Below are 25,702 nucleotides of genomic sequence, written 5' to 3'. Positions count from 1 at the left end.
TCACAGCATCCGGGGCAAAGCGCCCCCCAAACCCCCCACTCAAAAAGTGGGGGAAGCCTTGGTACCTGTGGGAGCGGGCATGCCCGCGAACAAGGGCGAAGCCCTTGCCATGCACCGCGGTGCCTTCTTCGCGGGCATGCCCGCTCCCACAGGTTCCGACCCCAGAAGGGGTTCAACTCATTTCTTGCTCTCTGCGCTCGGGTCGTAGACCCGGGTCAGGTCGCCGCCCAGCCGGAAGCTGTTGAACGGCTGCATACCGCGCTTGCGTTGCAGGGTGTCGCCACTGCACGCATACAGGCTGCAGTAGGGCTCCATCCATGAGTACTTGCTGTCGATCTTCAGGTCTTTCATGTCCTGTTTCTCGCCATTGCGGGCCTTGAACTCGCTGGGGTCCTTCGACCCGTTCAGCACCCGCTGCGCCAGGCGCTGCAGGGCGTTGTTGTTCTCGCCGCGCACATCCACGCCATTGACCTGGGCGAAGCTGGCGATCATCGCCAGCGGCGGCAGGGCGTAGTTGTGGTAAGCCAGGGCGCGTTGCTTGCGCTTCAGTTCGTTGGGCAGGAAGCCCTGCTCGTCGACCTGGTTGGCGCCAACCCGGTATTCCTTCACGGCCCAGTCGAACAGGTCGCGACGGTCGGTGGCCACGGCGCTGGCCATTACCGCCCAGGCTGCCCAGTAGCTGTGGTTGTTGATCTTCTCCAGTGGCAGGTCGCTCCAGTCGCGCACGGTCTGCTCGGCCAGGCGGGCGAACCATTTTTCGATCAGCTCGGCCTCGGCCTGGTGCGCGGCCAGCGGCTGCGAATTGGAGAACTTCAGGCGCAGCCACGAACCACTCATGCTGCCCAGCGCCCATTTGCGCATCGACTTGCCGGTGTGGTTGTAGTCGGTGGACATCAGCGCATCGGCGCGGGCCCATTCGCCCAGCCAGGCCAAGGTGCAGTCGAGCTGCGCCGGGCGGCCGTCACGCATGTACTGGCCGATCATCTTGCTCACGCCTTTCTCAAGGGTGGTGATGTCTTCGGTGGACTTGCGAAAGGCCTTTTCCGAGTCGGCATTGAGCGTTGCCCGCGCCTTGTCCGAGCCTTCGTACTTGCTGCGGAACTGCAGGGCACCGGTGTATGGCTTGGGGGCAGCCTCGCAGCGGAAGTTGCCGTCGCCGGTCTTGAGCTTTTCGATCCCCTCGTAGTAACCCTGGGGCGGTACCAGCGCGGCGTGCGCGGCACCGCCACACAACGCCAGGGCAAGCAGGGCGGGGCGGGAAATTCGCTTGAACGGGATCATGGTCGCCTCACTGGCCGGCCTGCGCGGTCTGCGCGGGCACGGCGAAGTTGTTGCGTTTGCAGAGCTTGGCTTCGACCTTCTGGGTACCGCTTTCCGGCCCCTGCACCTCGAACGCCAGCAGGCTCTGGCTGGCCCAGTCCTCGTCTTCGCGCATCTGGAAGACGAAGCGGCCGTCGGTGTCGGAGGTTTCCGGTTTTTCCAGCTTGATGTCCTCGTGGCGGCCGTTGAGGTACCAGAGGGTGGCCTGCAGCACCTTCACCGACGGGTCTTCGAACTTGACGTCCATCTGCATGTTGCGGTTGATCAGGTCTTTGATCACGCCGCCCTTGCCGTTGACCATCAGCTCGTTCTTGCCGGGCTTGAGGGTGGCGCTGGCGCTCATCAGGGCTGGGCGGTCATCGCAGCCGTCGTCGAGCAGGCCAAGGATTTGCCGCCAGATGGTTTCCTGGTCCAGGCGATACAGCGGGGAGAATTCCCAGATCAGGATCTTCGGCGGGTTCTTCTGGAATTCCTCGCTACCCAGGTACTGGATCATCGAACCTTCCAGGCCACCGCCAGGGAAGGCCACGTTGAGCACGTCGGCGCCGATGTACTGCTCGAGGAAGCCGGAGAAGTTGTAGTTCTTGCCACTGTGGCTGGTGCCGACCAGGGTGATCTGCGCGTTGCCGCCGTCACCGAACAGGTCGTCGCCGCCGCCGGTGGAGCCTTTCGGCTCGGTGGCGAACTGGTCCATGTACTGGACGGCGTAGCTGGTGCCGCACAGCTGGCCGGCCACGTTATGCAGGGTGCCGGTCTTGCCCATGCGCCCGGACTTTTTCGTTTCGAATTCCTTGCGCGGGATGCCTTCGAAAGCCGGCATCTTGTGCACGGTATCGGCCACGATCTTGGCCGCGCGCTCGGCGCCGTAAGGCGTCCAGTGCTGGTCGCCACGGAAGTAGAAGTCCTTGCCCTGGTCGGCAGCGGCCAGCTGTTCGTTGGTCAGCGGCGACAGGTCAGGCACGTTGTAGCCCATGCTGGCAAAGCGCTTGAGCATGGCCTGGTAGTTGCCCAGGGCCTTCTGGTAGTCGAAGGCAGCCTTTTCCGCCGGGTTGAGCATGTTGCGGTTCACCAGGCCACGGGTCGGTTGGTACACCACCACCAGTTCCACGCCGCGCTTCTTGAACGCGTCGTGCACTTGCTGCAGGCGCTTGTAGCCGGCCGGGGTGGTATTGAACTCGGTGCGCAGGTCTTCGCGGGTACGGAACAGCCAGTCGCCCTGGGCCTGCACCAGCGTGGTGAAGTTCTGCTGGTAACGGGTGGTGTAGCGGCTGGCGTCATGCGCTTCAGGGCACAGCTGGCAGCAAGGCTCGGCGCTGAAGGTAGGGGCCTTGACGTCTTCGGCGCGCACGCCCTGGCTGATCGCCAGGAGGGCAGCGGACAGGCCCAGCAGTTTCATCAGATGTGGAGTCATGGTCTGGGCTTCCTTAATCGATCATTTCGGTCTGGCGTTCGACCGGGTCGATCAGCACAGCCTTTTGCTGGCGTACCAGCAGGTCGAGGATTTCGTCCTGGCGTTCGCCCAGTACGCCGTTGAGGCTGATGCCGCTGGCCTTGCGCGGGGCGAGCATGGACACCTTGTACAGCTCGACCGACAGCGGCGAGTCGATCGACAGTGGCCCGGAGCCGTTGGCCGCCAGTTCGCCACCGACCAGGATCAGCGACACCTTGGTGTCGAACGGGTCGAGGGCGATGTCGCGGTCGGTGTTGGACAGGTCCTTGATGTGGCCGTATACGCCAACCAGGCCGTTGGCCATGGCGACGTTTTCGTACAGGCGGATGTTCACGCTGTTACGCACGCGGATGCCGTGGCGGCGGTTGTTGATCAGCTTGTTGCCCCAGATCAGGTTGTCGCCACTTTCGTACAGGGTGATGCCGTCGGTGTGGTTGCGGTAGATCTCGTTGTAGGCAATCAGGTTGTTGACGCTGTTACGGTCGATCACCACGCCCGAGAGCTTGTTGTCGAAGCTCTTGTTGTTGATGATCCAGCTGTCGTTGACCTCACGCGAAACGATGATGCCGTGCTTCTTCTTGGTGCCGTACACCGTGTTGCCGGCGATGATCAGCCGGTGCGAGCGGTCGTGCGGGTCGATGCCGTAGACGATGTTGTCGCGGTAGGTGCTGTCCTTGACCACGAAGTCCTGGGTCTCGTAGCAGTAGAAGCCGTACCACATGTCGCTGAACTCGGAGCCGATGATCCAGCCGGTGGGTTCCGGGCGGCCCATGCGCTTGGCCATGTTCGGCGTGTACTGCGAGATGCTCACTCCGTACGACTTGGACTTGGCGTAGCCGAAGCTGGCCATTTTCGTATTGACGATGTAGGTCTCGGTGCCGCCCCACGACAGCAGGAACGGGCGGAATTCCTTGGGCGAGCGGAAGATCGCCGGGCCGTTTTCCTTTTCCCGCCAGCCGGTCACCTGGGTGTCGGTGACGAACAGCTTGCCGTCGTTGACCAGGAACGAACCGCCTTCCTGGGACAGGCGCAGCTGCTTGACCTTGCCGTCGATCTCGAGGATGCCCTTCTGCCCGACCACGATCGGCAGGCGCGCCAGGTACACACCCGGCTCGACTTCGCTGAGGTACTGCTTGGGTACCTTCTTGCTCAGCTCGACCAGGTCGACATGGCCGTCATCGACGAAGATCGCCTGCGGAATGCCATGCTGGCGCTGGACCCACTCGGCCGCCTTGTTGTCGCCGCCGACGAATTCCTTGAGGGTATCCTCCTGGAACATGCGGCGCAGGCTGACCTTGCCCTTGTGGCGGCGGTCGATTTTCTTCTGCACCGCTTCGGCGGTGTAGCCGGTCAGGTCGGGCAGCTTCGGCGGGTCCATGTGCAGCGGCTCGATCGGCGCGCTGGAGACCGTGTAGGTCTTGGCCTGCTGCAGTTCCTTGGCGATCACCTGGGGCTCTGCGGCAGCCACCAGGCCGCTGGCCAGCAGCAAGGCGCTGGCCAACAGGCTGTGACGTAAGTGCGGGTGAAGGTTCATAACGGTAAGTCCTCTACCGGCCTCAGAAGCGCCAGATCACATCGACGAAGGCGCGGTGCATGTACGAGTCCGCTTCCTTGCCGTAGGCATCGCCCGGCTTGAACACGCCGGCGCGCAGGCGCACCAGGGCAGATGGCTCGTCGATGGCCTGGCTCATCGAAGCCGGCAGCAGGCCTTGCTTGAAGTACTTGGTCACGACCACGTCCATTTCCTGGCCAAGGTCTTTTTCGCCATCGACCAGCGGGCGGTTCACACCGTTGTCGTTGACCACCGCGTTGATGCCGCTGGAACCGATGTTCTGGTTGCCATCGACACGCCAGAACTTGTGGTAGATGAAGCTGGCGTCGTAGTCGTCGCGCAGCTGCCAGGAGGCGAACAGGGTGGCCGCCTGCAGGTTGCCCAGCTCGCCGCGGAAGGCTTCACCGAAGCGGTGCACGCGCGAACGGGTACCGGTGTAGTTGGAGCGGTTGCTCTCGAGGCCGGTCTGCTCGTAGTTGCTCGAACCGTCGTCGCCACCACCGCCGCTGCCACGGGCGTAGGCCGCACCGACCTGCCATTGCGGGTCGAGGCGCAGGCGGATGCCGAGGTCGGTGGCCCAGGCGTTGACATCACCGCTCTGCTTGCCGGTGGCCACGGTTTCGTCACCGACCACCTGGCTACTGAGGGTGTCGCGATCACCGGTCAGCCAGGTGACGCTGCCCCAGTAGTTGACGGTGTGGTCGTTGCGCCAGTTGTAGGCGTCGCTGTTGGCTTCCAGGCCCAGCCAGGTGAGGTCGCCGGTGCGGGTCTTGTCCAGCGCATCGACGGTTTCGCCCGGGTTCTTCAGGCTGCCGCCGTCGTGGGTGTGGTGGGCGCGTACGCCGACCCAGTGGCCAGGGGTCCACTGCGTGGCGACGTTGCCGTAGAGGTGCGTGCGGTCCTTGTCTTCCGGGGCCAGCTCGGTGAGGTCGGTGCGGTATTCGCTGAAGCGCTGGGCCACGCCCAGGTCGGCCTTGAGCAGGGTGGTGTCGAAGGTCCAGTTCAGCGCTTCGATGTTGGTGTCACGCCACATGCCATCGTCGCTGCGCAGGCGCTGGCGACCGAAACGCAGCTGTTCGCCAGGGTAGGCGGTGAGGCCGCTGTAGCCGACCCAGAATTCGCGCATGGCCAGGTAGCTCTTGTCCTGTTCACGGCCGTCGGCAGCGGTGTCGGTGCTGGTGCCGTCGTCGTTCTGGCGCAGGGTGTCGGTTTCGATGGTGTCGGTCGCGGTGACGGCCTGGCCCATGGCATAGGCGCTCCAGTTGCCACGCTCTCCATATACCCAAGGGCGCAGATCAAGACCGAGGCCGTTGACGTCGCCGCCGGAGCGGGTGCCCAGGTCACGGTCGTCTTCCGACTGGCCGGTGATTTTCACATCCAGGCCGAAGTTCTTTTCAGCGGTCATTTCCGCCAGGGTCGGGCAGGACCACAGCAGGGCGAAGCTCAGGCCGATGCCAGCTTTCACGAAGGGATTGAGCGTCATAGCGAGTCCTCACCGGTTACTTCTTTTTCGTCGTCTTGCAGGGCTTCGATGGCCAGGGTGCTGTTGGCACCTTGCGCCATGCTGCCGCGCGCCTGCTTTTCTTGTGCCAGCAGTTGCTGGGCCTGGCTGCGCTGGTCAGGCGTAAGTTGCTGGTCGAGTTGCTGCAGCAATTCAGCGGACTGCGGCGACGGGTTGGCCTGGGCCAGCTGGGCGAATACCCAGGCGTTGCCCGGTTGCGGGCGAATGCCGTGGCCTTCGCTGAACAGCTGGGCCAGGGCATAGTCGGCGCTGTTCTGCCCACCACGGGCGGCGGCCAGCAGGTGGTCGACGGCCTTTTGTGGCTCGACGTTGCCCAGGTAGCCGCGGCGGTACAGCTGGCCCAGGTAGTAATGGGCGCTGACTTCGCCGGCGTCGGCGGCAGCCTGCAGGTGTTGTTCGGCTTTGGCCGCGTCCGCAGGCACGGTCTTGCCTTCGTAGTACAGGCGGCCCAGCAACAGTTCGGCGCGTGGCTGTTCGGCTTCGCGGCCCTTGTCGATGTAGGCCATCAGCTGGTCGGTATCGCCCAGCTCGGGGAAGTCGTACATCAGTTGCGCCAGGCTGACCCAGGACGCCGGGTTGGCCGGGGCTACCTGCTCGAGCAGGTCCTTGGCGGTTTTCTCGTCGGTCTGGCCGAGGCTGCGGTCAGCCAGGACCCGGGCAACGCTGTCGAGCCGGGTGGCCGGTACTGCGCCGCGGGCGTAGGCAGCCTTGAGCTGGCCGAGCAGGGCAGCCTGCTGGTCCGCCTGGCCGCGCTTCTGGTACACGGTGGCCAGTTCGACGTAGCAGATGTCGGTGGTGTTCAGCGCGGCCTTGCAGATTTTCTCCACTTCGCCCAGGTGCTGGTCGTAGGTGCCCTGGGTGCGGTACAGCAGCACCTGGGCCAGGCCCGCTTCCGGGTTGCCGGCGGCGCGCCACTGGTCGATCTGCTGCTGGGCGTTGACCTTGGGGAAGCTCTGCGGGTAGCTCAGGTAGAGCATCGCCAGCGGGATCAGGGTGTTGCTTTCGCCCTGCTTGGCGGCTTGCTTGAGCAGGGTTTCGGCTTCTTCGCGCTCGGCCTGGGTGCTGTCGGGCTTGGCCACCAGCAGGCGACCAAGGCGTGCCTGGGCACGCGGCGAGATGGCGGCCGCGGCACGGTAGGTGGCCTCGGCTTCCTTGATTTTCGCCGGATCGCGGGTGGCGACCTTGATGTCGGCCAGGCCCACTTGCGCTTCGCTGTAGCCCAGGTCGGCCAGCGCCTTGTAGTTGCGCTCGGCCAGTGCCGTGTCACCGCGCTTCATGGCTTCGTTGGCCAGGCGCTGGTCGGGCAGGCCCGCACAGCCGGCCAGGGCGATGGCCATGGCCAGGCCACACAGACCAAGGTTCACACGCACCCTGTGGGAGCTGGCTTGCCGGCGATTGGCCAGTGCAGGCGATACATCTGCTGGGCGAGTGCTGCGCACTCGATCGCCGGCAAGCCAGCTCCCACAGGTATCGGGTTGTCTGCTAGTCATAGGCTTGTCCTCTTACAGCCCACGGGCCATGGCTTTGTCGATCAGCCAGTTCAGCGATGGGCCACGGTCGCTGTTGACCGAAGCCGGGCGACCGGCGAGTTCGGCGGGCAGGGCGCTGTCGGGCTTGATCTGCACGCGGATGTCGGCGGCCAGGTCTTCGCTGTTGAGGCTGGCGCTGCTGACGATCTGGCCGGTGCGTACTTCGTCTTCGCCGGCTACCTGGAAGTTGACCCGGGTACCTGGCTTGACCTCGTCGAACTGGCGGTAGGTGAAGCGCGCCTCGATCATCGGGTTGGTGGTGCGCGGGATCAGCTGGAAGATCGGCTGGCCCTTGGCGGCGTACTGGCCGTTGTCCACGAGCTGGCGGGCAACCACGCAATCACACGGGCTGGTGAGGGTGCCGGACAGTTGCTTGCCGAACAGTTCCTCGATCTTCGCCGGCTCCAGCTGCGCGTCTTCCAGGTTGCCCTTGAGCATGTCCAGCATGCTGGTGGTGAAGCTGGCCAGTGGTGCGCCCTTGGCGATCTGCCCACCGCTTTCGACCAGGCTGTTCACGGTGCCGTCGCGCGGCATGGTGACGTTGGTGGTGGGTACCGCGACCACGCCGGCTTCGGCATGGCTGACGAAGTACATGCCGTACAGCGACTTGGCGATGAAACCGAAGGCGGCGACACCGACCACGAACACGCCGAGGGTGACGGTAACCGCCTTGAGGCGGCCGAAGGCGCTCAGGCCGGCACCGCCGTCCTTCTGCTTGCGCGCCTTGGTGAAGTTGTCGCGCTGCAAGGTGCTGAGCACATCGCCGGCAGTGATCAGCTCACCCGACAGGTGCGAGGTGATGATGTGGCGCAGCGTGGCGATATCGCGGGGCTCGAGGTTCTGGAACTGGGCGCCGGTACGGCCACTGCCCGGGTTGTAGGAGCGCACCTGGAACTCGATGTCCATCGACAGGCCGAGGTTGTCGACCGTGAACTGCAGCCGCCCGCGGAGCACGTCGCCAACCGACAGTGGTTGCTTGGTGTGGAAGCTCAGGCCACCGGCGGAGAGGTCGTCGACCTTCACATCGTGGGCCTGGCGCTGAGGGTCGAGGAACCGCAGCTTGGCGGGGATGCGTACCCGGGCATGCTGGCGCTGGGCTTCGGACTCATGCACGACGTTGACGTTCACGGCGGTATTCATGTGGTTTGTTCCTGTTAGTTCCGATCCGGGTTGGGCTCACACGACCATGAACAGCACAGCAACGAAGATGCTGGCAGCCGAGAAGGTCATGGTCCGCGAGGACCAGGTGTTGAACCATTGTTGAAAGCTGGCGAGGTCACGCTTGAGAGCAGTGGGCTGACGCGTCCAGGACTGCTTGTCGAGGCGGAAGAACACGTAGATCTTCATCAGCGCGCCGATGATCTGGTTGTAATAGAGAATCAGCGGGTAGGCCGGGCCTACGTTGTGGCCGGAGCACAGCAGCATGATGGTGAGGATCAGGCGGGTGATGCCGATCCACAGCAGGTACACCAGCAGGAAGCCCAGGCCGAACTTGAGGCTGGCGATCACCGCCACGGTCAGGCCCAGCAGGCTGGTCCACATCGACACGCGCTGGTCGAACAGCACGATGCTGGTGAACAGCCCCAGGCGGCGCAGGCCCAGGCCAAGTGCGCGGGAGTTCTGCCGCAGGTTGTTGCCGTACCAGCGGTACATCAGCTTGCGGCTGGCCTTGAGGAAGCTCTTCTCCGGCGGGTGCTCGACCGTGTTGATGGCGGCGTCCGGCACGTAGAAGGTGTCGTAGCCCAGGCGCATCAGGCTGAACCAGCTGGACTTGTCGTCACCGGTGAGGAACTTGAAGCGGCCCAGGCGCCAGTGCATCAGCGAGTCGCTTTCGACGTCGGCGATGAACTCGGGGTTGGTCACCACGCTGGCGCGGAACATCGACATGCGCCCGGTCATGGTCAGCACGCGCTTGGACAGGGCCATCGAGCACATGTTGATGTGGCGCTGGGCAAAGCGCAGCTTGTGCCACTCGCTCATGATGTAGCCGCCACGCACTTCGCAGAACTCGTTGGTGGTCAGGCCGCCGACGTTGGGGAACAGCTTGAACCACGGCACGGTCTTGCGTACCACGCCATCGCCCAGCACGGTGTCGCCGTCGATCACCGCCACCACGGCGTTCTCGTCCGGCAGCATGCGCGAGATCGCACGGAAACCGTAGGCCAGGCCGTCACGCTTGCCGGTACCGGCGATGCGCACGATGTCCAGCTTCACGTGGGCTGGCGGGTTGTATTTGGCCCACAGGCTTTTCACCAGCAGTTCGTCCGACATCTCCACCAGCGAGCAGACCACGGTGGTGGGGAAGCCACAGTTGATCGCCTCGCGGATCACCGAGCTGTACACCTGGGCGGTGGTGAGTGCTTCGATGCGGAAGCTGGTCACCATCAGGTACACGTGGGACGGGTCGGCGTCCTTGCCCATCTTCTGCACCTTGCGGCGCAGGTACGGGTACACGCCGTAGAGGAAGATCATGCCGCGGATGAAATGGGTGGCGCCCATGGAATAGCGCCAGATGCCGACTGCGCCGACCAGGAAGATGAAGTGCTTCGATTGCGAGTCGAAGATATCGGCTGGCAGGGCCAGGGCGATCAGCATGAGCAGACTCATGTAGAGCAGCCAACCGGCGCACTGCAACAGCACTGTCTGGATCCTTTGCATGTTCAGCATCCGTCGAGAATTCGGGAAAAGGTGGGCAGCGGGGGTGGGGAGGCCCCCGCTGCCCGGCCAGCACTTACCAGCAGATGCCTTCGGTACGGCTGGTGGCGCAGGTCGGTTTGCTCATGAAGCCGACCAGGTCGATCACGTGCTTGCCGGCCGGCGCTTGCTGGGCCAGTGCACGGAACTGCTCGTCACGGTTGCCCAGGACGATGATGTCGGCGTTGTCGATCACCTTCTGGAAGTCGGCGTTGAGCAGCGACGACACGTGCGGGATCTTCGACTCGATGTAGTCCTTGTTGGCGCCGTGGACGCGGGCGTACTGGACGTTCTCGTCGTAGATGTCCAGCTGGTAGCCCTTGCCGATCAGGCGTTCGGCCAGTTCCACCAGCGGGCTTTCACGCAGGTCGTCGGTGCCGGCCTTGAAGCTCAGGCCGAGCAGGGCGACCTTGCGCTTGTCGTGGGCTTCGATCAGTTCGAAGGCGTTCTGCACCTGCGATTCGTTGCTGCGCATCAGCGAGTCGAGCAGCGGTGCGCGTACATCGAGGCTGGCGGCGCGATAGGTGAGGGCGCGTACGTCCTTGGGCAGGCACGAGCCGCCGAAGGCGAAGCCAGGGCGCATGTAGTACTGGGACAGGTTCAGCACTTTGTCCTGGCAGACCACGTCCATCACGTCACGGCCATCCACGCCTACGGCCTTGGCAATGTTGCCGATCTCGTTGGCGAAGGTGACCTTGGTGGCGTGCCACACGTTGCAGGTGTACTTGATCATCTCGGCCACTTCGATCGGCTTGCGGATGATCGGTGCGTCGAGCTCTTCGTACAGGGCCTGCAGGATGTCGCCGCTGGCGGTGTCCAGTTCGCCGATGACGGTCATCGGTGGCTGGTCGTAGTCCTTGATCGCGGTGCTTTCACGCAGGAATTCCGGGTTGACCGCAACGCCGAAGTCGACGCCGGCTTTCTTGCCCGAGCAGTCTTCGAGGATCGGGATCACCACGTTCTTCACGGTACCCGGCAGCACGGTGCTGCGTACCACGATGGTGTGGCGGCGCTCGCTGTCACGCAGCACGTAGCCGATTTCGCGGCACACCGACTCGATGTACTCGAGGCCCAGGTCGCCGTTCTTCTTGCTTGGGGTACCCACGCAGATCATCGATACGTCGCTGGCACGGATGGCTTCGGCGAAATCGGTAGTACCGCGCAGGCGGCCGTTGGCGATGCCCTGTTGCAGCAGTGCTTCCAGGCCAGGTTCGACGATGGGCGACTTGCCCTGATTGATCAGGTCGATCTTGGTGCTGGACACGTCCACACCGATCACTTCATGGCCTCGCGCCGTCAGGCAGCCTGCACAGACTGCACCCACATAACCCAAACCAAAGATGCTGATACGCATCGCTATCACCTCATGTGTTTATCACGCCGGCGCCTCCGGAGAGAGCCGGACTGGGTTGATTAACAACAGTTTTCGGGCGCACGGATCCATGGCGAAATGCACACTTCGCCGAGCGCAGGCAAAATAAATCCGGAGCGCAAAAAGTTATGCACTCAAATGTGGCAGTAAAAAGCCATTAATTAAAAAACGTGCCCTGGAATGCAGCCGTCTTTACTGCAAGGCGCTACATGGCGCTTTGCTGTGCTTGTTTTTTCAAGTGGAAAAATCCTTTGAAATCAACCACTAGGACGAATTGAAAGGGACGCGTCTCTCCTGCATGGACAGGGTCTTCGGGGGTTGCCCGTCATACCTGTCGAAGTTGTTGGGGCTGGTAGTGGATACCTGCCGTTGTCATCTGTAAGTCATCTCTCACAGCCCGGGGGCAGGAAAATCGTTACGGCACTATGAGCGATTCGTCGTAGCAGAAGTTCCGGGGTGGGTTCGGCGTGGATGAAAGATTTCTAAATATTTTTTCAGTGGCAGACAATTTCAATCTGATAGCACACGGGTGTTTTGTCCCTATATATAAAGGGCGAAACTGTTGCGAGATATTTTTATGCCAGCATCGAAAAATATTTTGAAAAATTCGTCAAAAAAGCTACGAACGGTCTTATGGCGTTTGGCTATAAGTTGCGCTGTGTCGATTTTTTGGCGTCGGATTTGTGGCGTGATGGCGCTTTGCGTCGTGCCCTGTTGCGGGGCGGAGGGGGTAAGTAGGGGGCGCTTTTTGTAGGAGCGGCCTTGTGTCGCGAAAGGGCCGCGCAGCGGCCCCAGGATTTCAGCATCAAAGCAGAAATTGCCGGGGCCGCTATGCGGCCCTTTCGCGACACAAGGCCGCTCCTACAGGGGATTGTGTATTGCCTGACTATTCGGAAGGATGATCCCGCAGGAACACCAGGTGGTCCGGCTTCGACTGTTCGGCACTGTAGTAGTACCCCTGCACATCGAACTGCTTGAGCTGCTCCGGGTCGCTGATGCGCTGCTGGATGACGAAGCGGCTCATCATGCCGCGGGCTTTCTTGGCGTAGAAGCTGATGATCTTGTACTGGCCGTTCTTCAGGTCCTTGAAGTCGACGTTGATCACCCGGGCCTTCAGCGCGCTGCGTTTCACTGCACTGAAATACTCGTTGCTGGCCAGGTTCAGCAGCACGTCATCGCCCTGTTCGGCCAGGGCCTGGTTCAGCCATTCGCTGATGCGCGTACCCCAGAAGGCGTACAGGTCCTTGCCGCGGGCGTTGGCCAGCTTGGTGCCCATTTCCAGGCGGTAGGGTTGCATCAGGTCGAGCGGGCGCAGCAGGCCATACAGGCCCGAAAGCATGCGCAAGTGCTGCTGGGCATAGCTGAAGTCGTCATCGCCCAGGCTTTCGGCATCGAGGCCGGTATACACGTCACCCTTGAACGCCAGCAGCGCCTGCTTGGCATTGGCCGGGGTGAAGTCCGGGGTCCAGCTGCCGAAGCGCGCTGCATTCAGGCCGGCGAGCTTGTCGGACAGGTGCATCAGTTCGCTGATCTGCGCCGGCGACAGGTCGCGCAGCTGCCGGATCAGCTCCTGGGAGTCGTCCAGGTACTGGGGCAGGGTGAAACGCTCGGTCACCGGCGGGGTGTCGTAGTCGAGGGTCTTGGCGGGGGAAATCACCGTCAGCATCGGGTCGGCTCCTGGCATCGTTGGCCGGGAATTCTACGGGCTGGACGGTGCAAGTCCAAACTATGGCGACGATAGTCACAGACCATGGCCGGTGCAGAGGCTATAGTGCGCGTTTCGCCGTTGCGGAGCCATCAACCGTGCGTATTGCCTCTGCCTTGCTGGCCGCTCTGCTGAGCCTGGCCGTGCAAGCCGCCCCTTCACCCCAGGTGAGCCTGGACCGCAGCCTGTGGCCCGAAAAGCTGGACAGCCCGGCGTTGTTCGATGTGGCCTCGCGGGCCGAGATCCTCTCGTTCGCCCAGGTGCTGCACGAAAGCGAACTGCTAGACGACGCGGCGCTGGCGGCACGCTTGGGGCTACGGCAGGTCAACCTGCAGAAGGTGCGCCTGGTGCGGGCGCGCATGTGGCAGCGGTTGTGGGAAGGTTATCAACAGGCACAGCGCAGTTGCGAGCAGGATGCGTCGTTCTGCTACCCGGTGACGTCGATGGCGGAGTTGCGTACGCAAGCGGCGACGTTCGCTACCGATGTCGGCACTTTCTACACCGATTGGATCGAGCCGAGCCACCAGTTCCATGTGCGTTACCTGGACGAACAACTGCGCAAGGCGGCGTTGCTGCCGCAGACCAGCAGCGAGGTGGAGCGGCTGTCCTCACGCGAGCGCAATGGGGATGAACTGAACGACCGCATGTTCCTGCTGACCTTCGTCGGCGGGCCCGGGCCGGATGGCGGCAGTACCGACCTGCTGGCTGATTACCTGCGCCGGCAAAAGCTTGAAGGCACGTTCTTCGTGCTCGGCAACCGCCTGCAGCAACGGCGCGACGCCGGGGCGGCAGATGCCTTGCGCCAGCTCTATGGCGGGCAGTGCGTGGGGATCCAGGGGTGGGAGTACCGCTCCCATGCGCAGTGGACAGGCTGGCAGGACTCGCTGCGGCGTAGCCAGGCGCGGGTGCAGGCCGACCTGCCGGAGCAGTATGTGCCGTTGTTCCGGCCGCCTTACGGGCAGCGTCGGGCCGATGGCGAGGCGTTCATGGCCAGCCAGCAGTTGCAGGTATCGTTGTGGGACATCGATGCCCAGGATGATGGCGCACTGAGCGCCGAGGCCTCTGCCCAGCGGGTGCTGACCTTGATGCTGCTATGGCGCAAGGGGGTGATCCAGTTCCATGACAGCCTGCCCAAGGCGCAGCCGGCGGTGGAGTGGTTGTTGCGCAATACGGCGCAGAGCGGGATTGGTTGGGAAGATTGCCAAGCTTATGGCTTGAGGGGGTAGGGGGCCGCTTTGCGGCCCATCGCGACGCAAGGCCGCTCCTACAAGGTCACGCGATGCCTGTAGGAGCGGCCTTGTGTCGCGATCGGGGTGCGAAGCGCCTCTCAGCAATGCCAGCCTGATTTTTGACTGTAGTCCTCACGCGCCCCCTCGCCAACCCCTGTTCGTCATTTGGAAAAATAAACTTCACCTGCACGTAAAAAGACTTTTTTTAGTCATCATTTTTGCGGTATGAAGAAACCAGACAGCCGATACCTGCAGCACAGGTGGCGTCATCCAGGCCCACCTAGCCAGGTTCGCTTCCCGCCCGTAACAACGCGGATACGGGGACAGCGGCAGTCACTCTGCGGCGTAACAGACCACGCCGTGTGGCTTCGACATAAGGTGACCGAGTATGGATGACCAAGGACGCAACCCTTCCTCCAGCAAGCCTATCCTGTATGTGCTCGATACCAACGTCCTGATTCACGACCCCAACGCGTTACTGAACTTCGAGGAGCACCATGTCGCCATCCCGATGACGGTGCTGGAGGAACTCGACAAGCTCAAGACCGGCAAACAGACCATCGCCGCCGAATGCCGCCAGGCCATTCGGCTGATCGACCAGACCCTTGGTGACGCCTCGCCCAGCGATGTCGAGCAGGGCGTGCCGATCCAGCGTGGCAAGAGCGGGCCCAAGGGCTTCCTGTCCATCCTGATGACTCCGCGCAACGAGCCGAACAAGCTGCTGCCGGAAAACCTCAACGACAACATCATCATCAACCAGTTGCTCGAAGTACGGGCCCGGCGCACCGACCTGGACGTTGTGCTGGTCACCAAAGACATCAACATGCGCCTGAAGGCGCGTGCCTGTGGCATCGCGGCCGAGGACTACAGCACCGACCAGCTGGTCGATGACGTGTCCTTGCTGTCCAAGGGCTACCATTCGGTCACCGGCTCGTTCTGGGACCGGGTGAGCAAGGTCGATACCCGCCAGGAGCGTGGCCGCACCTGGCACCGCGTGCAATTGATCGACAATCTGCCGGCGGTTCACGTCAACGAGTTCATCATCGATGAACAGGGCTTCGTCGGCTGGATCAAGGGTATCCGCAACGATGAGCTGCTGTTGCTCGACCTGCACCAGGAACCGCTGCTGCACCAGGAAGCCTGGGGCCTGAAGCCGCGTGACATCCACCAGAGCCTGGCGCTGTTCGCCCTGCTCGACCCGGATATCCACCTGGTCAACCTGACCGGCGCCGCCGGTTCCGGCAAGACCATCCTGGCCCTGGCCGCGGCCATCGAACAGACCATGGTCAGCAAGCGCTACCGGCGCATCATCGCCACCCGCAGCGTGCAGGGGCTGGACCAGGAGATCGGCTTCCTGCCGGGTACCGAGGCCGAGAAGATGGAACCCTGGCTGGGCGCCATCACCGACAACCTCGAAGCCTTGCACATGGATGACGAGAGCACCCATGGCAGCGTCGAGTACATCCTCGAGCGCGTGCCGTTGCAGTTCAAGTCGCTGAACTACATCCGTGGCCGTAGCTTCCAGCAGAGCCTGATCCTGATCGACGAGTGCCAGAACCTGACGCCGCACCAGATGAAAACCATCATCACCCGTGCCGGCTCGGGGTCCAAGGTGGTCTGCCTGGGCAACCTGGCGCAGATCGATACTCCCTACCTGTCCGCGACCAGCTCGGGCCTGACCTACCTGACCGAGCGCTTCAAGGACTTCCCCCATGGCGTGCACATCACCCTGCAGGGCGTGCCACGCTCGGTGCTGGCCGAGTACGCCGAGTCGCATCTGTAACCCTCTTCGCCGGGCGGTTCGCCGCCCGGCCTTTTCGCGGGCACGGTTGACGCACCCCTCTGCTCAAACCTGACTCACAGGTTTACACTGCAAGTTCCCTTCACAGGAGCAGAGCAGTGCTGACACATCTTGATTCCCAGGGGCGGGCCAACATGGTCGACGTCACTGAAAAGGCCGTGACCGAGCGCGAGGCCACCGCCGAGGCGCGGGTGCGCATGTTGCCGCAGACCTTGCAGATGATCGTCGACGGTGAACACCCCAAGGGCGACGTGTTCGCCGTGGCGCGCATTGCCGGGATCCAGGCGGCGAAGAAGACCAGCGACCTGATCCCGCTGTGCCACCCGTTGATGCTGACCAGCGTCAAGGTCGAGCTCAGCGCCGAGGGGCAGGACGCCGTGCGTATCGTCGCCCGCTGCAAGCTGGCCGGGCAGACCGGCGTGGAGATGGAGGCGCTGACCGCCGCCAGCGTTGCCGCGCTGACGATCTATGACATGTGCAAGGCTGTGGATAAAGGTATGGTCATCGAGCAGGTGCGCCTGCTGGAAAAACTCGGCGGCAAGAGCGGCCACTACAAGGTGGAGGCGTGATGAAGGTCAAGGTGATGTACTTCGCCCGTTACCGCGAACTGCTGGGCGTGGATGCCGAGCGGGTGGAGGGCGCGTTCACGGTGCTCGACGATGTGCGCCAAGCCTTGGTGGCCAAGGGCGGGCAGTACGAAGTGCTGGCCGAGCAGAACCTGATGTGTGCGCGCAACGAAGAACTGTGCAAGCTTGATGAGCCGCTGGAAGAGGACGATGAAGTGGCGTTCTTCCCGCCGGTGACCGGAGGCTGAACATGGCTGTGCGAGTACAGGAGGGCGCGTTCGACCCGGGGGCCGAGACCAATGCCATGCACGCGGCGAATGTCGGCGTGGGCGCGGTGGTCGGTTTTGTCGGCTACGTGCGGGATTTCAACGATGGCCGCGAAGTGGCGGGGATGTTTCTCGAGCACTATCCGGGCATGACCGAAAAGGCCCTGGCCAAGATCGTGGTCGAGGCCGAGCAGCGCTGGCCGTTGCTCAAGGTGGAGGTGCTGCACCGCATCGGTGCGCTGGAACCGGGCGAGCCGATCGTGTTCGTCGGTGTGGCCAGTGCCCATCGGCAGGCGGCGTTCGATGCCTGCAACTTCATCATGGACTACCTGAAGACCCGGGCGCCGTTCTGGAAGAAGGAAAATACCCAGGAAGGGGCACGGTGGGTGGAAGGGAAGCAGAGTGACCAGGATGCCGCTGGGCGCTGGTAGATCCTTGTTTGATGGCCGGGGCGGAGCCCCGGTTCACGGGTGAACCCGCTCCCACAGGTACTGCACAGGTTTCGGAAGTTGTGCAGTACCTGTGGGAGCGGGTTTACCCGCGAAGAGGCCGGCATAGGTCAATGGTGCTTGCGCGGCACCGGCTTCAGCAGCTCATCCGGCGGCATTTCACACTTGATCTTGCGCCCCAGCAGCTCTTCGATCGCCGGCAGCTGGTACGAGTCATCCTCACCGGCAAAGCTGATCGACACACCACTGGTGCCCGCACGGCCTGTCCGGCCAATGCGGTGCACGTAGTCGTCCGGGTCTTCCGGCAGGGTGAAGTTGATCACGTGGCTGATGCCATCGATGTGAATGCCACGCCCCGCCACGTCGGTGGCCACCAGCACGGTGATGCGCCCTTCGCGGAAATTCTCCAGGGTACGGATACGCTTGTGCTGCGGCACGTCGCCCGACAACTGCGCGGCATTGATGCCGTCGCGCACGAGTTTTTCCTCGATGCGCCGCACTTCGTCCTTGCGGTTGGCGAACACCATCACCCGTTCCCACTTGTTCTGGGTCACCAGGTTGTACAGCAGCTTGTACTTGTCGCTGCCGGCCACCGCATAGACGTGCTGCTCCACCGTTTCGCTGGCAACGTTCTCCGGCTCGATCTCGACGATGGCCGGGTTGGTGGTCCATTGCTTGGCCAGGTTCATCACGTCGTCGGTGAAGGTGGCGGAGAACAGCAGGGTCTGGCGCTCGCTTTTCGGCGGCGTCTGGCGAATGATCTGGCGCACCTGGGGGATGAAACCCATGTCGAGCATGCGGTCGGCTTCGTCCAGCACCATCACCTCGACCATGTCCAGGTGCACCTCACCGCGCTGGTTGAAGTCCAGCAGGCGGCCCGGAGTGGCCACCAGGATGTCGCAATGGCGCGCTTCCAGGGCCTTGAGCTGCTTGTCGAAGTCCATGCCGCCGACGAAGCTCATCACGTTCAGGCCGGTGTACTTGGTCAGGGCGATGGCATCCTTGGCGATCTGCACCACCAGCTCGCGGGTGGGCGCGATGATCAGCGCGCGTGGCTCGCCCATGTAGCGTTCCTTCGGCGGCGGCGTCTGCTGCAGCTGGGAAATGATCGAGATCAGGAACGCCGCAGTCTTGCCGGTACCGGTCTGGGCCCGGCCGATGGCGTCCTGGCCACGCAGGGTGTAACCCAGCACCTGTGCCTGGATCGGCGTGCAGTACGGGAAGCCCAGGTCGTGGATGGCGTGCATCACCTCGTTGGACAGCTTGAAGTCGTGAAAGCGGGTCTTGCCTTCCTGCGGCTCGACCACGAAGTCTTCCGGTTTCCACAGGCTGGCCTGCGGCTTGGGCTTGCGCTCGCGACGCGGTTTGTCCTTGGCCGGCTTGTCGGCGGCTGGCGTAACGGCGGCAGGCTGTTCGGCCTGTGGTGCTGGAGTGGCGCGTGGGGCGGCCGGTTTTGCCGCAGGCTGGGCCTCGCTGGCGGGTGCGGGCGCAGGCAGCGTCACGCTGGCAGCAGGAGCGACGGCCTGTGGCGCGGCGTCTCCCTTGCCGAAAATTTTCTTGAGTGCCTTGAGCACGATCGTCTCGTCAACTGGTTAAGGAATGTACGCCGGGCAGTGTAAAGCAAGATTCAGGCGCGGCGTAGTGGAATAGCCTTACAACTACAGGCGGCCCTGGCTTATTGCAATTGCTTGCTCAGCCAGTCGTGGATGTCGCTCAACTCTTCCACCACCACTTCATGTTCCATCGGGTATTCGTGCCAGCGGGCGGCGACGCCCCAGGTATTCAGGTACTCGAAGGCGGTGCGGCCCATGGAAGGGATCACCACCGGGTCGTGCACGCCGTGCAGGCACAGGGCCGGGGTGCGTTGCTGGCAGGCGCTCAACTGATGCTGGTCGTTGAAGGTGGGGGCGTAGGTGGACAGCGCGATCACGCCACCCAGCGCTTCTTGCCACTTTATATAGGCAGTGTGCAGCACCACCGCGCCGCCCTGGGAGAAACCGGCCAGGAAGATCCGCGACAGGCTGATGCCTTTGGCCTGCTCGGCCTTGATCAGGGCAATGAGCTGCTCGGCCGATTCTTCCAGCTGCGCCTCGTCGATGGCACGGGCCGGGGTCATGGCCTTGATGTCGTACCAGCTGGGCATGGCGTAGCCGCCGTTGATGGTTACCGGGCGGGTTGGAGCCTGGGGCATGACGAAACGGGTGCTGAGCAGGCGCTCCTGCATGAATTCGGCCACTGGTAGGAAGTCGTAACGGTCGGCACCCAGGCCGTGCAACCAGATCACACAGGCATCTGCGGTTTTCTGCGGTTCGAGAATCAGCGGGTTGGTCATGACTGCTCCGAAAGTGTGCGGGTCTTGTTATGGCGTGCGTGAAAAGAAGGCGCTGGAAATGATTGTCGGAAAAAGAATGTCGCAACGATACAACTTTCCCTACTTGACGAGCGCTTAATCGCTACAGCCGTAAATTCTGGTACGCGCTTTGCAATTCAACCAATGATGCAAAGGGCAGGCCGTGACGGTAACACCCTTTGCACGCGAAGGCTGTCACAGAACAGTCCATTGCGCCATTGACCCAATAACAAGCCAATACGGGTCGGATACGCCTCAAAAGGGTGCGGTGCAATTCCGGCTCGATACAACAAGAGCGATTTGGAGGTTGTGAATGAAGATGTTGAAAACCACCCTGGCAGTCCTGACCGCTGCCGCCGCGCTGGGCGCCGTGAGCAACGCCCAGGCCGGCGCCACCCTCGATGCGGTAAAGAAGAAGGGCTTCGTCCAGTGTGGCGTGAGCGACGGTCTTCCAGGCTTCTCGGTACCTGATGCGCAGGGCAAGATCGTTGGTATCGACGCCGATGTGTGCCGTGCCGTGGCCGCCGCCGTGTTCGGCGACGCCAGCAAGGTCAAGTTCAGCCAGCTCAACGCCAAGGAACGCTTCACCGCCCTGCAGTCGGGCGAAGTCGATGTGCTGTCGCGCAACACCACCTGGACCAGCTCGCGTGATGCTGGCATGGGCTTGGTATTCGCCGGTGTTACCTACTATGACGGCGTCGGCTTCCTGGTCAACAAGAAGCTGGGTGTTTCCAGCGCCAAGGAGCTCGATGGCGCGACCATCTGCATCCAGGCGGGTACCACCACCGAGCTGAACGTGTCGGACTTCTTCCGCGCCAATGGCCTGAAATATACCCCGATCACCTTCGACACCTCCGACGAAAGCGCCAAGTCGCTGGAGTCCGGTCGTTGCGACGTGCTGACCTCGGACAAGTCGCAGCTGTTCGCCCAGCGCTCCAAGCTGGCCGCGCCGACCGACTACGTGGTACTGCCGGAAACCATCTCCAAGGAACCGCTGGGCCCGGTGGTGCGCAAAGGCGACGAGGAGTGGTTCAGCATCGTCAAGTGGACCCTGTTCGCCATGCTCAACGCCGAAGAGGCGGGCATCACCTCGAAGAACGTCGAGGCCGAGGCCAAAGGCACCAAGAACCCGGACGTCGCCCGCCTGCTGGGTGCGGACGGCGAGTACGGCAAGGACCTCAAGCTGCCCAAGGACTGGGTAGTGCAGATCGTCAAGCAAGTCGGCAACTATGGCGAAGTGTTCGAGAAGAACCTGGGCCAGGGCACCGACCTGAAGATCGACCGTGGCATGAACGCCCTGTGGAACAACGGCGGCATCCAGTACGCGCCACCTGTGCGCTGATGGCTGCACCCTGCGGCGGCATCCCGCCGCCGCAGGCTGTTCGAATCCCTACTGTCCGGGGCACTTCATGCAAAATCAAATCGGCGCACCCAAGGGCTTGTCCCTTAACGATCCGCGTGTGCGCGCGTGGCTGTTCCAGATTCTCACGATAGTCTTCGTGGTCGGTCTGGGCTGGTATCTGTTCCACAACACGCAAACCAACCTGCAACACCGGGGCATCACCTCGGGCTTCGACTTCCTCGACCGCAGTGCCGGCTTCGGCATCGCCCAGCATCTGATCCCCTACGTGGAATCCGACAGCTATGCGCGAGTGTTCGTCATCGGCCTGCTCAACACCCTGCTGGTGACCTTCATCGGCGTGGTGCTGGCGACCATCCTCGGCTTCATCATCGGTGTGGCGCGGTTGTCGCCGAACTGGATGATCAACAAGCTGGCGACCGTGTATGTGGAAACCTTCCGCAACATCCCGCCGTTGTTGCAGATCCTGTTCTGGTACTTTGCCGTGTTCCTGACCCTGCCGGGACCGCGGGGCAGCATCAATATCGATGACACCTTCTTCATCAGCAACCGTGGCCTGAACATGCCCGGCGCGTCCATGGCCGAAGGCTTCTGGCCGTTCGTCGTGGCCCTGGCCCTGGCGCTGCTTGCCATCGTGGCGATGGTGCGCTTTGCCAACAAGCGCTTCGACGAGACCGGCGTGCCGTTCCACAAGTTCTGGGTGGGGCTGGCGCTGTTCATCGCTATCCCGGGTGTTTGCGCACTGCTGTTCGGCAGCCCGGTGCACTGGGAAGTGCCGCAATTGAAAGGATTCAACTTCGTCGGTGGCTGGGTACTGATCCCTGAGCTGCTGGCGCTGACCTTGGCGTTGACCATCTACACCGCCGCGTTCATCGCCGAGATCGTGCGCTCCGGTATCCGTTCGGTCAGCCATGGCCAGACCGAGGCCGCGCGCTCGCTGGGCCTGCGCGAGGGGCCGACCCTGCGCAAGGTGATCATCCCCCAGGCACTGCGGGTGATCATTCCGCCGCTGACCAGCCAGTACCTGAACCTGGCGAAGAACTCGTCGCTGGCGGCCGGTATCGGCTACCCGGAGATGGTCTCGCTGTTCGCCGGTACCGTGCTCAACCAGACCGGCCAGGCCATCGAGGTGATCGCCATCACCATGAGTGTCTATCTCGCCATCAGCATCAGCATTTCGCTGCTGATGAACTGGTACAACAAGCGCATTGCGCTGATCGAGCGGTGAGGATACGCCCGTGAATGCCCATGTTTTCAAACCCGACATGCCGCCACCGGTGAAAACCGTAGGCGTGCTCGCATGGATGCGTGCCAATCTGTTCTCCAGCTGGCTCAACACGCTGCTGACCCTGTTCGCCATCTACCTGGTGTGGCTGATCGTGCCACCGTTGCTGCAGTGGGCGTTGCTTGACGCCAACTGGGTCGGCACCACCCGCGCCGACTGCACCAAGGAGGGCGCCTGCTGGGTGTTCGTGCAGCAGCGCTTCGGCCAGTTCATGTATGGCTACTACCCGGCCGAGTTGCGCTGGCGCGTGGACCTGACCGTGTGGCTTGCCGTGCTCGGCGCCGCGCCGCTGTTCATCAAGCGTTTCCCGCGCAAGGCCTTCTACGGCCTGGGCTTCCTGGTGCTGTATCCGCTGCTGGCCTATGCCCTGCTGCACGGGGGCGTGCTGGGCCTGGAAAACGTACCGACCAGCCAGTGGGGCGGGCTGATGCTGACCCTGGTGATCGCCACCGTAGGCATTGTCGGCGCATTGCCGCTGGGCATCCTGCTGGCCCTGGGGCGGCGCTCGAAGATGCCGGCGGTGAAGGTGGTGTGCGTGACCTTCATCGAGTTCTGGCGCGGCGTGCCACTGATCACCGTGCTGTTCATGTCATCGGTGATGCTGCCGTTGTTCCTGCCTGAGGGCATGAGCTTCGACAAGCTGCTGCGGGCGATGATCGGCGTGATCCTGTTCCAGTCGGCGTACATCGCCGAGGTGGTGCGTGGTGGCCTGCAGGCCATCCCCAAGGGCCAGTACGAAGCTGCCGCTGCCATGGGCCTGGGCTACTGGCGGGCGATGGGCCTGGTGATTCTGCCGCAGGCGCTCAAGCTGGTGATTCCCGGCATCGTCAACACCTTCATTGCCCTGTTCAAGGACACCAGCCTGGTGATCATCATCGGCCTGTTCGACCTGCTGAACAGCGTCAAGCAAGCCGCCGCCGACCCGGCCTGGCTGGGCATGGCTACCGAGGGCTACGTGTTCGCCGCCCTGGTGTTCTGGATTTTCTGTTTCGGTATGTCCCGCTACTCCATGCACCTGGAGCGCAAGCTGGACACTGGCCACAAGCGTTAGGAGTTTCGAAATGAGTGAAGCGATCAAGCAGCCTGCGGGACCCGAAGGCATCATCCAGATGCAGGGCGTGAACAAGTGGTACGGCCAGTTCCATGTGCTCAAGGACATCAACCTGAACGTGCGCCAGGGCGAGCGCATCGTACTGTGCGGGCCGTCCGGCTCGGGCAAGTCCACTACCATCCGTTGCCTAAACCGCCTGGAGGAGCACCAGCAGGGGCGCATCGTGGTCGATGGTGTGGAGCTGACCAACGACCTCAAGCAGATCGAGGCCATCCGCCGCGAAGTGGGCATGGTGTTCCAGCACTTCAACCTGTTCCCGCACCTGAGCATTCTGGAAAACTGCACCCTGGCGCCGATGTGGGTGCGCAAGATGCCGCGGCGCAAGGCCGAGGAAATCGCCATGCACTACCTGGAGCGGGTGCGTATTCCGGAGCAGGCGCACAAGTACCCGGGGCAGTTGTCCGGTGGCCAGCAGCAGCGTGTGGCGATTGCCCGCGCGTTGTGCATGAAGCCGAAGATCATGCTGTTCGACGAACCGACCTCGGCGCTGGATCCGGAAATGGTCAAGGAAGTGCTCGATACCATGGTGGGCCTGGCCGAGGATGGCATGACCATGCTCTGCGTGACCCACGAGATGGGCTTTGCCCGGACCGTGGCGAACCGGGTGATCTTCATGGACAAGGGCGAGATCGTCGAGCAGGCGGCGCCGGATGACTTCTTCGACCGGCCACGCAGTGACCGGACCAAGTTGTTCCTGAGCCAGATCCTGCATTGATGCTGTAGGGGCCCCTTCGCGGGCACGCCCGCTCCCACAGGTACTGCACAGGGCTTGAGGCCGGTGTTATCACTGTGGGAGCGGGCGTGCCCGCGAAGGGCCGCAAAGCGGCCCCGTTTTTTACTTCTCTTCCTTGGCGACTGCCGGCGCCGGTGGCGGCCGCAGCCCCACCTCGGCGATCAGCTTCAGCTGCTGCCCATTGCGCATCACCTCGATGGTGATCTTCTCGTTGGGCTTGATCCGCGCCACCTGGTTCATCGATTTGCGCCCGTCACCGGCCGGCTCGCCGTTGATGCTCAGGATCACGTCACCCAGCTGCAACCCGGCCTTTGCCGCCGGCCCTTCGCGGAAGATACCCGCCACCACGATGCCCGGGCGGTCCTTCATGCCGTACGATTCGGCCAGTTCCTGGCTCAGAGGCTGTACTTCGATACCCAGCCAGCCACGGATCACCTGGCCGTGCTCGATGATCGACTTCATCACCTCCAGCGCCAGTTTCACCGGGATGGCGAAGCCGATGCCCTGCGAACCGCCGGATTTGGAGAAGATCGCCGTGTTGATGCCGATCAGGTTGCCGTTGGCATCCACCAGCGCACCGCCGGAGTTGCCCGGGTTGATCGCGGCGTCGGTCTGGATGAAGTCTTCGTAGTTGTTCAGGCCCAGCTGGTTGCGGCCAGTGGCGCTGATGATGCCCATGGTCACGGTCTGGCCGACCCCGAACGGGTTACCGATGGCCAGCGACACGTCGCCGATGTGAATGTTGTCGGAGCGGCCGATGGTGATCGCCGGCAGGCTCTTCAGGTCGATCTTCAGCACCGCCAGGTCGGTTTCCGGGTCGCTGCCGATGACCCGGGCCAGGGTCTCGCGGCCATCCTTCAGGGCCACGACGATCTGGTCGGCACCGCTGGTGACGTGGTTGTTGGTCAGCAGGTAGCCCTCGGGGCTCATGATCACCGCCGAGCCCAGGCTCGACTCCCAGCGGCGCTGCTTGGGCAGGTTGTCGCCGAAGAAACGGCGGAACTGCGGGTCTTCGAACAACGGGTGGGCGCTCTTGTTCACCACCTTGGTGGTGTACAGGTTGACCACCGTCGGGGCGGCCAGGGTCACGGCGTCGGCGTAGGAAACCGGGCCCTGCATGATCCGCGAGGTCTGCGGCGCCTGTTGCAGGTTGACGTCCTGACTGGGCAGGCCGACCCATTCCGGGAAGCGCTGGATGATCAGCATGGCGATCAGTACGCCGGTAAGCAGGGGCCAGCCAAAATAACGCAAAGCCTTGAACATGAATGAATCCTGGAAAGAGCCGGGGGACGGTGACCGTGCGGTGGGGCATGAGCGCGCGCGATCATACACCGGTTCCCCCAGTGCCGGCGACGGCCCATAATGGCCGGCATTATACGGGCGTTGCATGGGCGTTGTGCCCGAGAAA

The 25,702-nt window shown here is 63.0% G+C and carries 21 protein-coding genes; 9 read left to right on the top strand and 12 right to left on the bottom strand.

Translation table 11 applies throughout. From position 1 onward, the window contains the following. Nucleotides 1–177: 177 nt before the first annotated feature. The 9 genes from ABNP31_RS21900 to yaaA form a co-directional block, all read right to left on the bottom strand. On the bottom strand, nucleotides 178–1,281 hold the full coding sequence (locus ABNP31_RS21900; RefSeq protein ID WP_075046288.1) for a mannuronate-specific alginate lyase: 1,104 nt from the start codon (nucleotides 1,279–1,281) through the stop codon (nucleotides 178–180). Nucleotides 1,282–1,288: 7 nt separating this feature from the next. Further along, nucleotides 1,289–2,731 (bottom strand): alginate O-acetyltransferase, encoded by a 1,443-nt coding sequence (locus ABNP31_RS21895; protein WP_025340584.1) that lies wholly within the window; start codon nucleotides 2,729–2,731, stop codon nucleotides 1,289–1,291. 13 nt (nucleotides 2,732–2,744) lie between these two features. Continuing rightward, a complete protein-coding gene (gene algG, locus ABNP31_RS21890) occupies nucleotides 2,745–4,304 on the bottom strand; it encodes a mannuronan 5-epimerase AlgG (protein WP_350012752.1) in 1,560 nt (519 codons plus the stop codon). Between the two features lie 22 nt (nucleotides 4,305–4,326). Further along, nucleotides 4,327–5,805: an alginate export family protein gene (locus ABNP31_RS21885; protein ID WP_013974153.1), complete on the bottom strand. Its 1,479-nt coding sequence runs from the start codon at nucleotides 5,803–5,805 to the stop codon at nucleotides 4,327–4,329. Further along, nucleotides 5,802–7,181 (bottom strand): alginate biosynthesis TPR repeat lipoprotein AlgK, encoded by a 1,380-nt coding sequence (gene algK, locus ABNP31_RS21880; protein ID WP_085664419.1) that lies wholly within the window; start codon nucleotides 7,179–7,181, stop codon nucleotides 5,802–5,804. Before algK ends, ABNP31_RS21885 begins: the two co-directional genes overlap by 4 nt. Before the next feature lie 165 nt (nucleotides 7,182–7,346). Next, nucleotides 7,347–8,513, bottom strand: coding sequence for an alginate biosynthesis protein Alg44 (locus ABNP31_RS21875; protein WP_025340581.1), 1,167 nt, complete (start codon nucleotides 8,511–8,513; stop codon nucleotides 7,347–7,349). 36 nt (nucleotides 8,514–8,549) lie between these two features. Then, nucleotides 8,550–10,031 carry a glycosyltransferase family 2 protein gene (locus ABNP31_RS21870; RefSeq protein ID WP_003257137.1) on the bottom strand — a complete coding sequence of 494 codons (1,482 nt, stop codon included), beginning with the start codon at nucleotides 10,029–10,031 and terminating at the stop codon, nucleotides 8,550–8,552. 73 nt (nucleotides 10,032–10,104) lie between these two features. Continuing rightward, nucleotides 10,105–11,421, bottom strand: a complete 1,317-nt coding sequence (locus tag ABNP31_RS21865) for a nucleotide sugar dehydrogenase (RefSeq protein WP_085592165.1) — start codon at nucleotides 11,419–11,421, stop codon at nucleotides 10,105–10,107. A 904-nt stretch (nucleotides 11,422–12,325) separates the two neighbouring features. After that, nucleotides 12,326–13,105 (bottom strand): peroxide stress protein YaaA, encoded by a 780-nt coding sequence (yaaA, locus tag ABNP31_RS21860; protein WP_350012751.1) that lies wholly within the window; start codon nucleotides 13,103–13,105, stop codon nucleotides 12,326–12,328. Nucleotides 13,106–13,242: 137 nt separating this feature from the next. Between yaaA and ABNP31_RS21855 the strand changes: the two genes are divergently transcribed. From ABNP31_RS21855 to moaE, 5 genes are all read left to right on the top strand, one after another. Next, nucleotides 13,243–14,370, top strand: coding sequence for a polysaccharide deacetylase family protein (locus tag ABNP31_RS21855; RefSeq protein ID WP_085664417.1), 1,128 nt, complete (start codon nucleotides 13,243–13,245; stop codon nucleotides 14,368–14,370). A gap of 391 nt (nucleotides 14,371–14,761) precedes the next feature. Next, nucleotides 14,762–16,156, top strand: a complete 1,395-nt coding sequence (locus ABNP31_RS21850) for a PhoH family protein (RefSeq protein WP_013974146.1) — start codon at nucleotides 14,762–14,764, stop codon at nucleotides 16,154–16,156. Nucleotides 16,157–16,272: 116 nt separating this feature from the next. Further along, nucleotides 16,273–16,743, top strand: a complete 471-nt coding sequence (gene moaC, locus ABNP31_RS21845; protein ID WP_003251775.1) for a cyclic pyranopterin monophosphate synthase MoaC — start codon at nucleotides 16,273–16,275, stop codon at nucleotides 16,741–16,743. After that, a complete protein-coding gene (locus tag ABNP31_RS21840; RefSeq protein ID WP_238067647.1) occupies nucleotides 16,743–16,988 on the top strand; it encodes a MoaD/ThiS family protein in 246 nt (81 codons plus the stop codon). Before moaC ends, ABNP31_RS21840 begins: the two co-directional genes overlap by 1 nt. Before the next feature lie 2 nt (nucleotides 16,989–16,990). Then, nucleotides 16,991–17,437 carry a molybdopterin synthase catalytic subunit MoaE gene (moaE, locus tag ABNP31_RS21835; protein ID WP_025340575.1) on the top strand — a complete coding sequence of 149 codons (447 nt, stop codon included), beginning with the start codon at nucleotides 16,991–16,993 and terminating at the stop codon, nucleotides 17,435–17,437. 128 nt (nucleotides 17,438–17,565) lie between these two features. Here the strand turns inward: moaE and rhlB are convergent, their stop codons facing one another. Next, nucleotides 17,566–19,029 carry an ATP-dependent RNA helicase RhlB gene (rhlB, locus tag ABNP31_RS21830; RefSeq protein WP_025340574.1) on the bottom strand — a complete coding sequence of 488 codons (1,464 nt, stop codon included), beginning with the start codon at nucleotides 19,027–19,029 and terminating at the stop codon, nucleotides 17,566–17,568. A 101-nt stretch (nucleotides 19,030–19,130) separates the two neighbouring features. Continuing rightward, nucleotides 19,131–19,787 carry an alpha/beta hydrolase gene (locus ABNP31_RS21825; protein ID WP_025340573.1) on the bottom strand — a complete coding sequence of 219 codons (657 nt, stop codon included), beginning with the start codon at nucleotides 19,785–19,787 and terminating at the stop codon, nucleotides 19,131–19,133. Nucleotides 19,788–20,118: 331 nt separating this feature from the next. On the opposite strand from ABNP31_RS21825, the gene ABNP31_RS21820 reads away from it, so the two are divergent. From ABNP31_RS21820 to ABNP31_RS21805, 4 genes are all read left to right on the top strand, one after another. Next, nucleotides 20,119–21,147: an amino acid ABC transporter substrate-binding protein gene (locus tag ABNP31_RS21820; RefSeq protein WP_085614304.1), complete on the top strand. Its 1,029-nt coding sequence runs from the start codon at nucleotides 20,119–20,121 to the stop codon at nucleotides 21,145–21,147. A gap of 67 nt (nucleotides 21,148–21,214) precedes the next feature. After that, nucleotides 21,215–22,393 carry an amino acid ABC transporter permease gene (locus tag ABNP31_RS21815; protein ID WP_085692186.1) on the top strand — a complete coding sequence of 393 codons (1,179 nt, stop codon included), beginning with the start codon at nucleotides 21,215–21,217 and terminating at the stop codon, nucleotides 22,391–22,393. Nucleotides 22,394–22,403: 10 nt separating this feature from the next. After that, nucleotides 22,404–23,501: an amino acid ABC transporter permease gene (locus tag ABNP31_RS21810; RefSeq protein WP_025340571.1), complete on the top strand. Its 1,098-nt coding sequence runs from the start codon at nucleotides 22,404–22,406 to the stop codon at nucleotides 23,499–23,501. Between the two features lie 10 nt (nucleotides 23,502–23,511). After that, nucleotides 23,512–24,276, top strand: a complete 765-nt coding sequence (locus tag ABNP31_RS21805) for an amino acid ABC transporter ATP-binding protein (RefSeq protein ID WP_003251792.1) — start codon at nucleotides 23,512–23,514, stop codon at nucleotides 24,274–24,276. A 120-nt stretch (nucleotides 24,277–24,396) separates the two neighbouring features. Here the strand turns inward: ABNP31_RS21805 and algW are convergent, their stop codons facing one another. Further along, complete coding sequence (algW, locus tag ABNP31_RS21800; RefSeq protein WP_025340570.1) at nucleotides 24,397–25,557, bottom strand: Do family serine endopeptidase AlgW; 1,161 nt, start codon at nucleotides 25,555–25,557, stop codon at nucleotides 24,397–24,399. Nucleotides 25,558–25,702 lie beyond the last annotated feature (145 nt).

Source organism: Pseudomonas asiatica (assembly GCF_040214835.1).
In the GTDB taxonomy this organism is placed as follows: domain Bacteria; phylum Pseudomonadota; class Gammaproteobacteria; order Pseudomonadales; family Pseudomonadaceae; genus Aquipseudomonas; species Aquipseudomonas putida_Z.
This window is presented reverse-complemented; position numbering and strand designations above follow the sequence as displayed.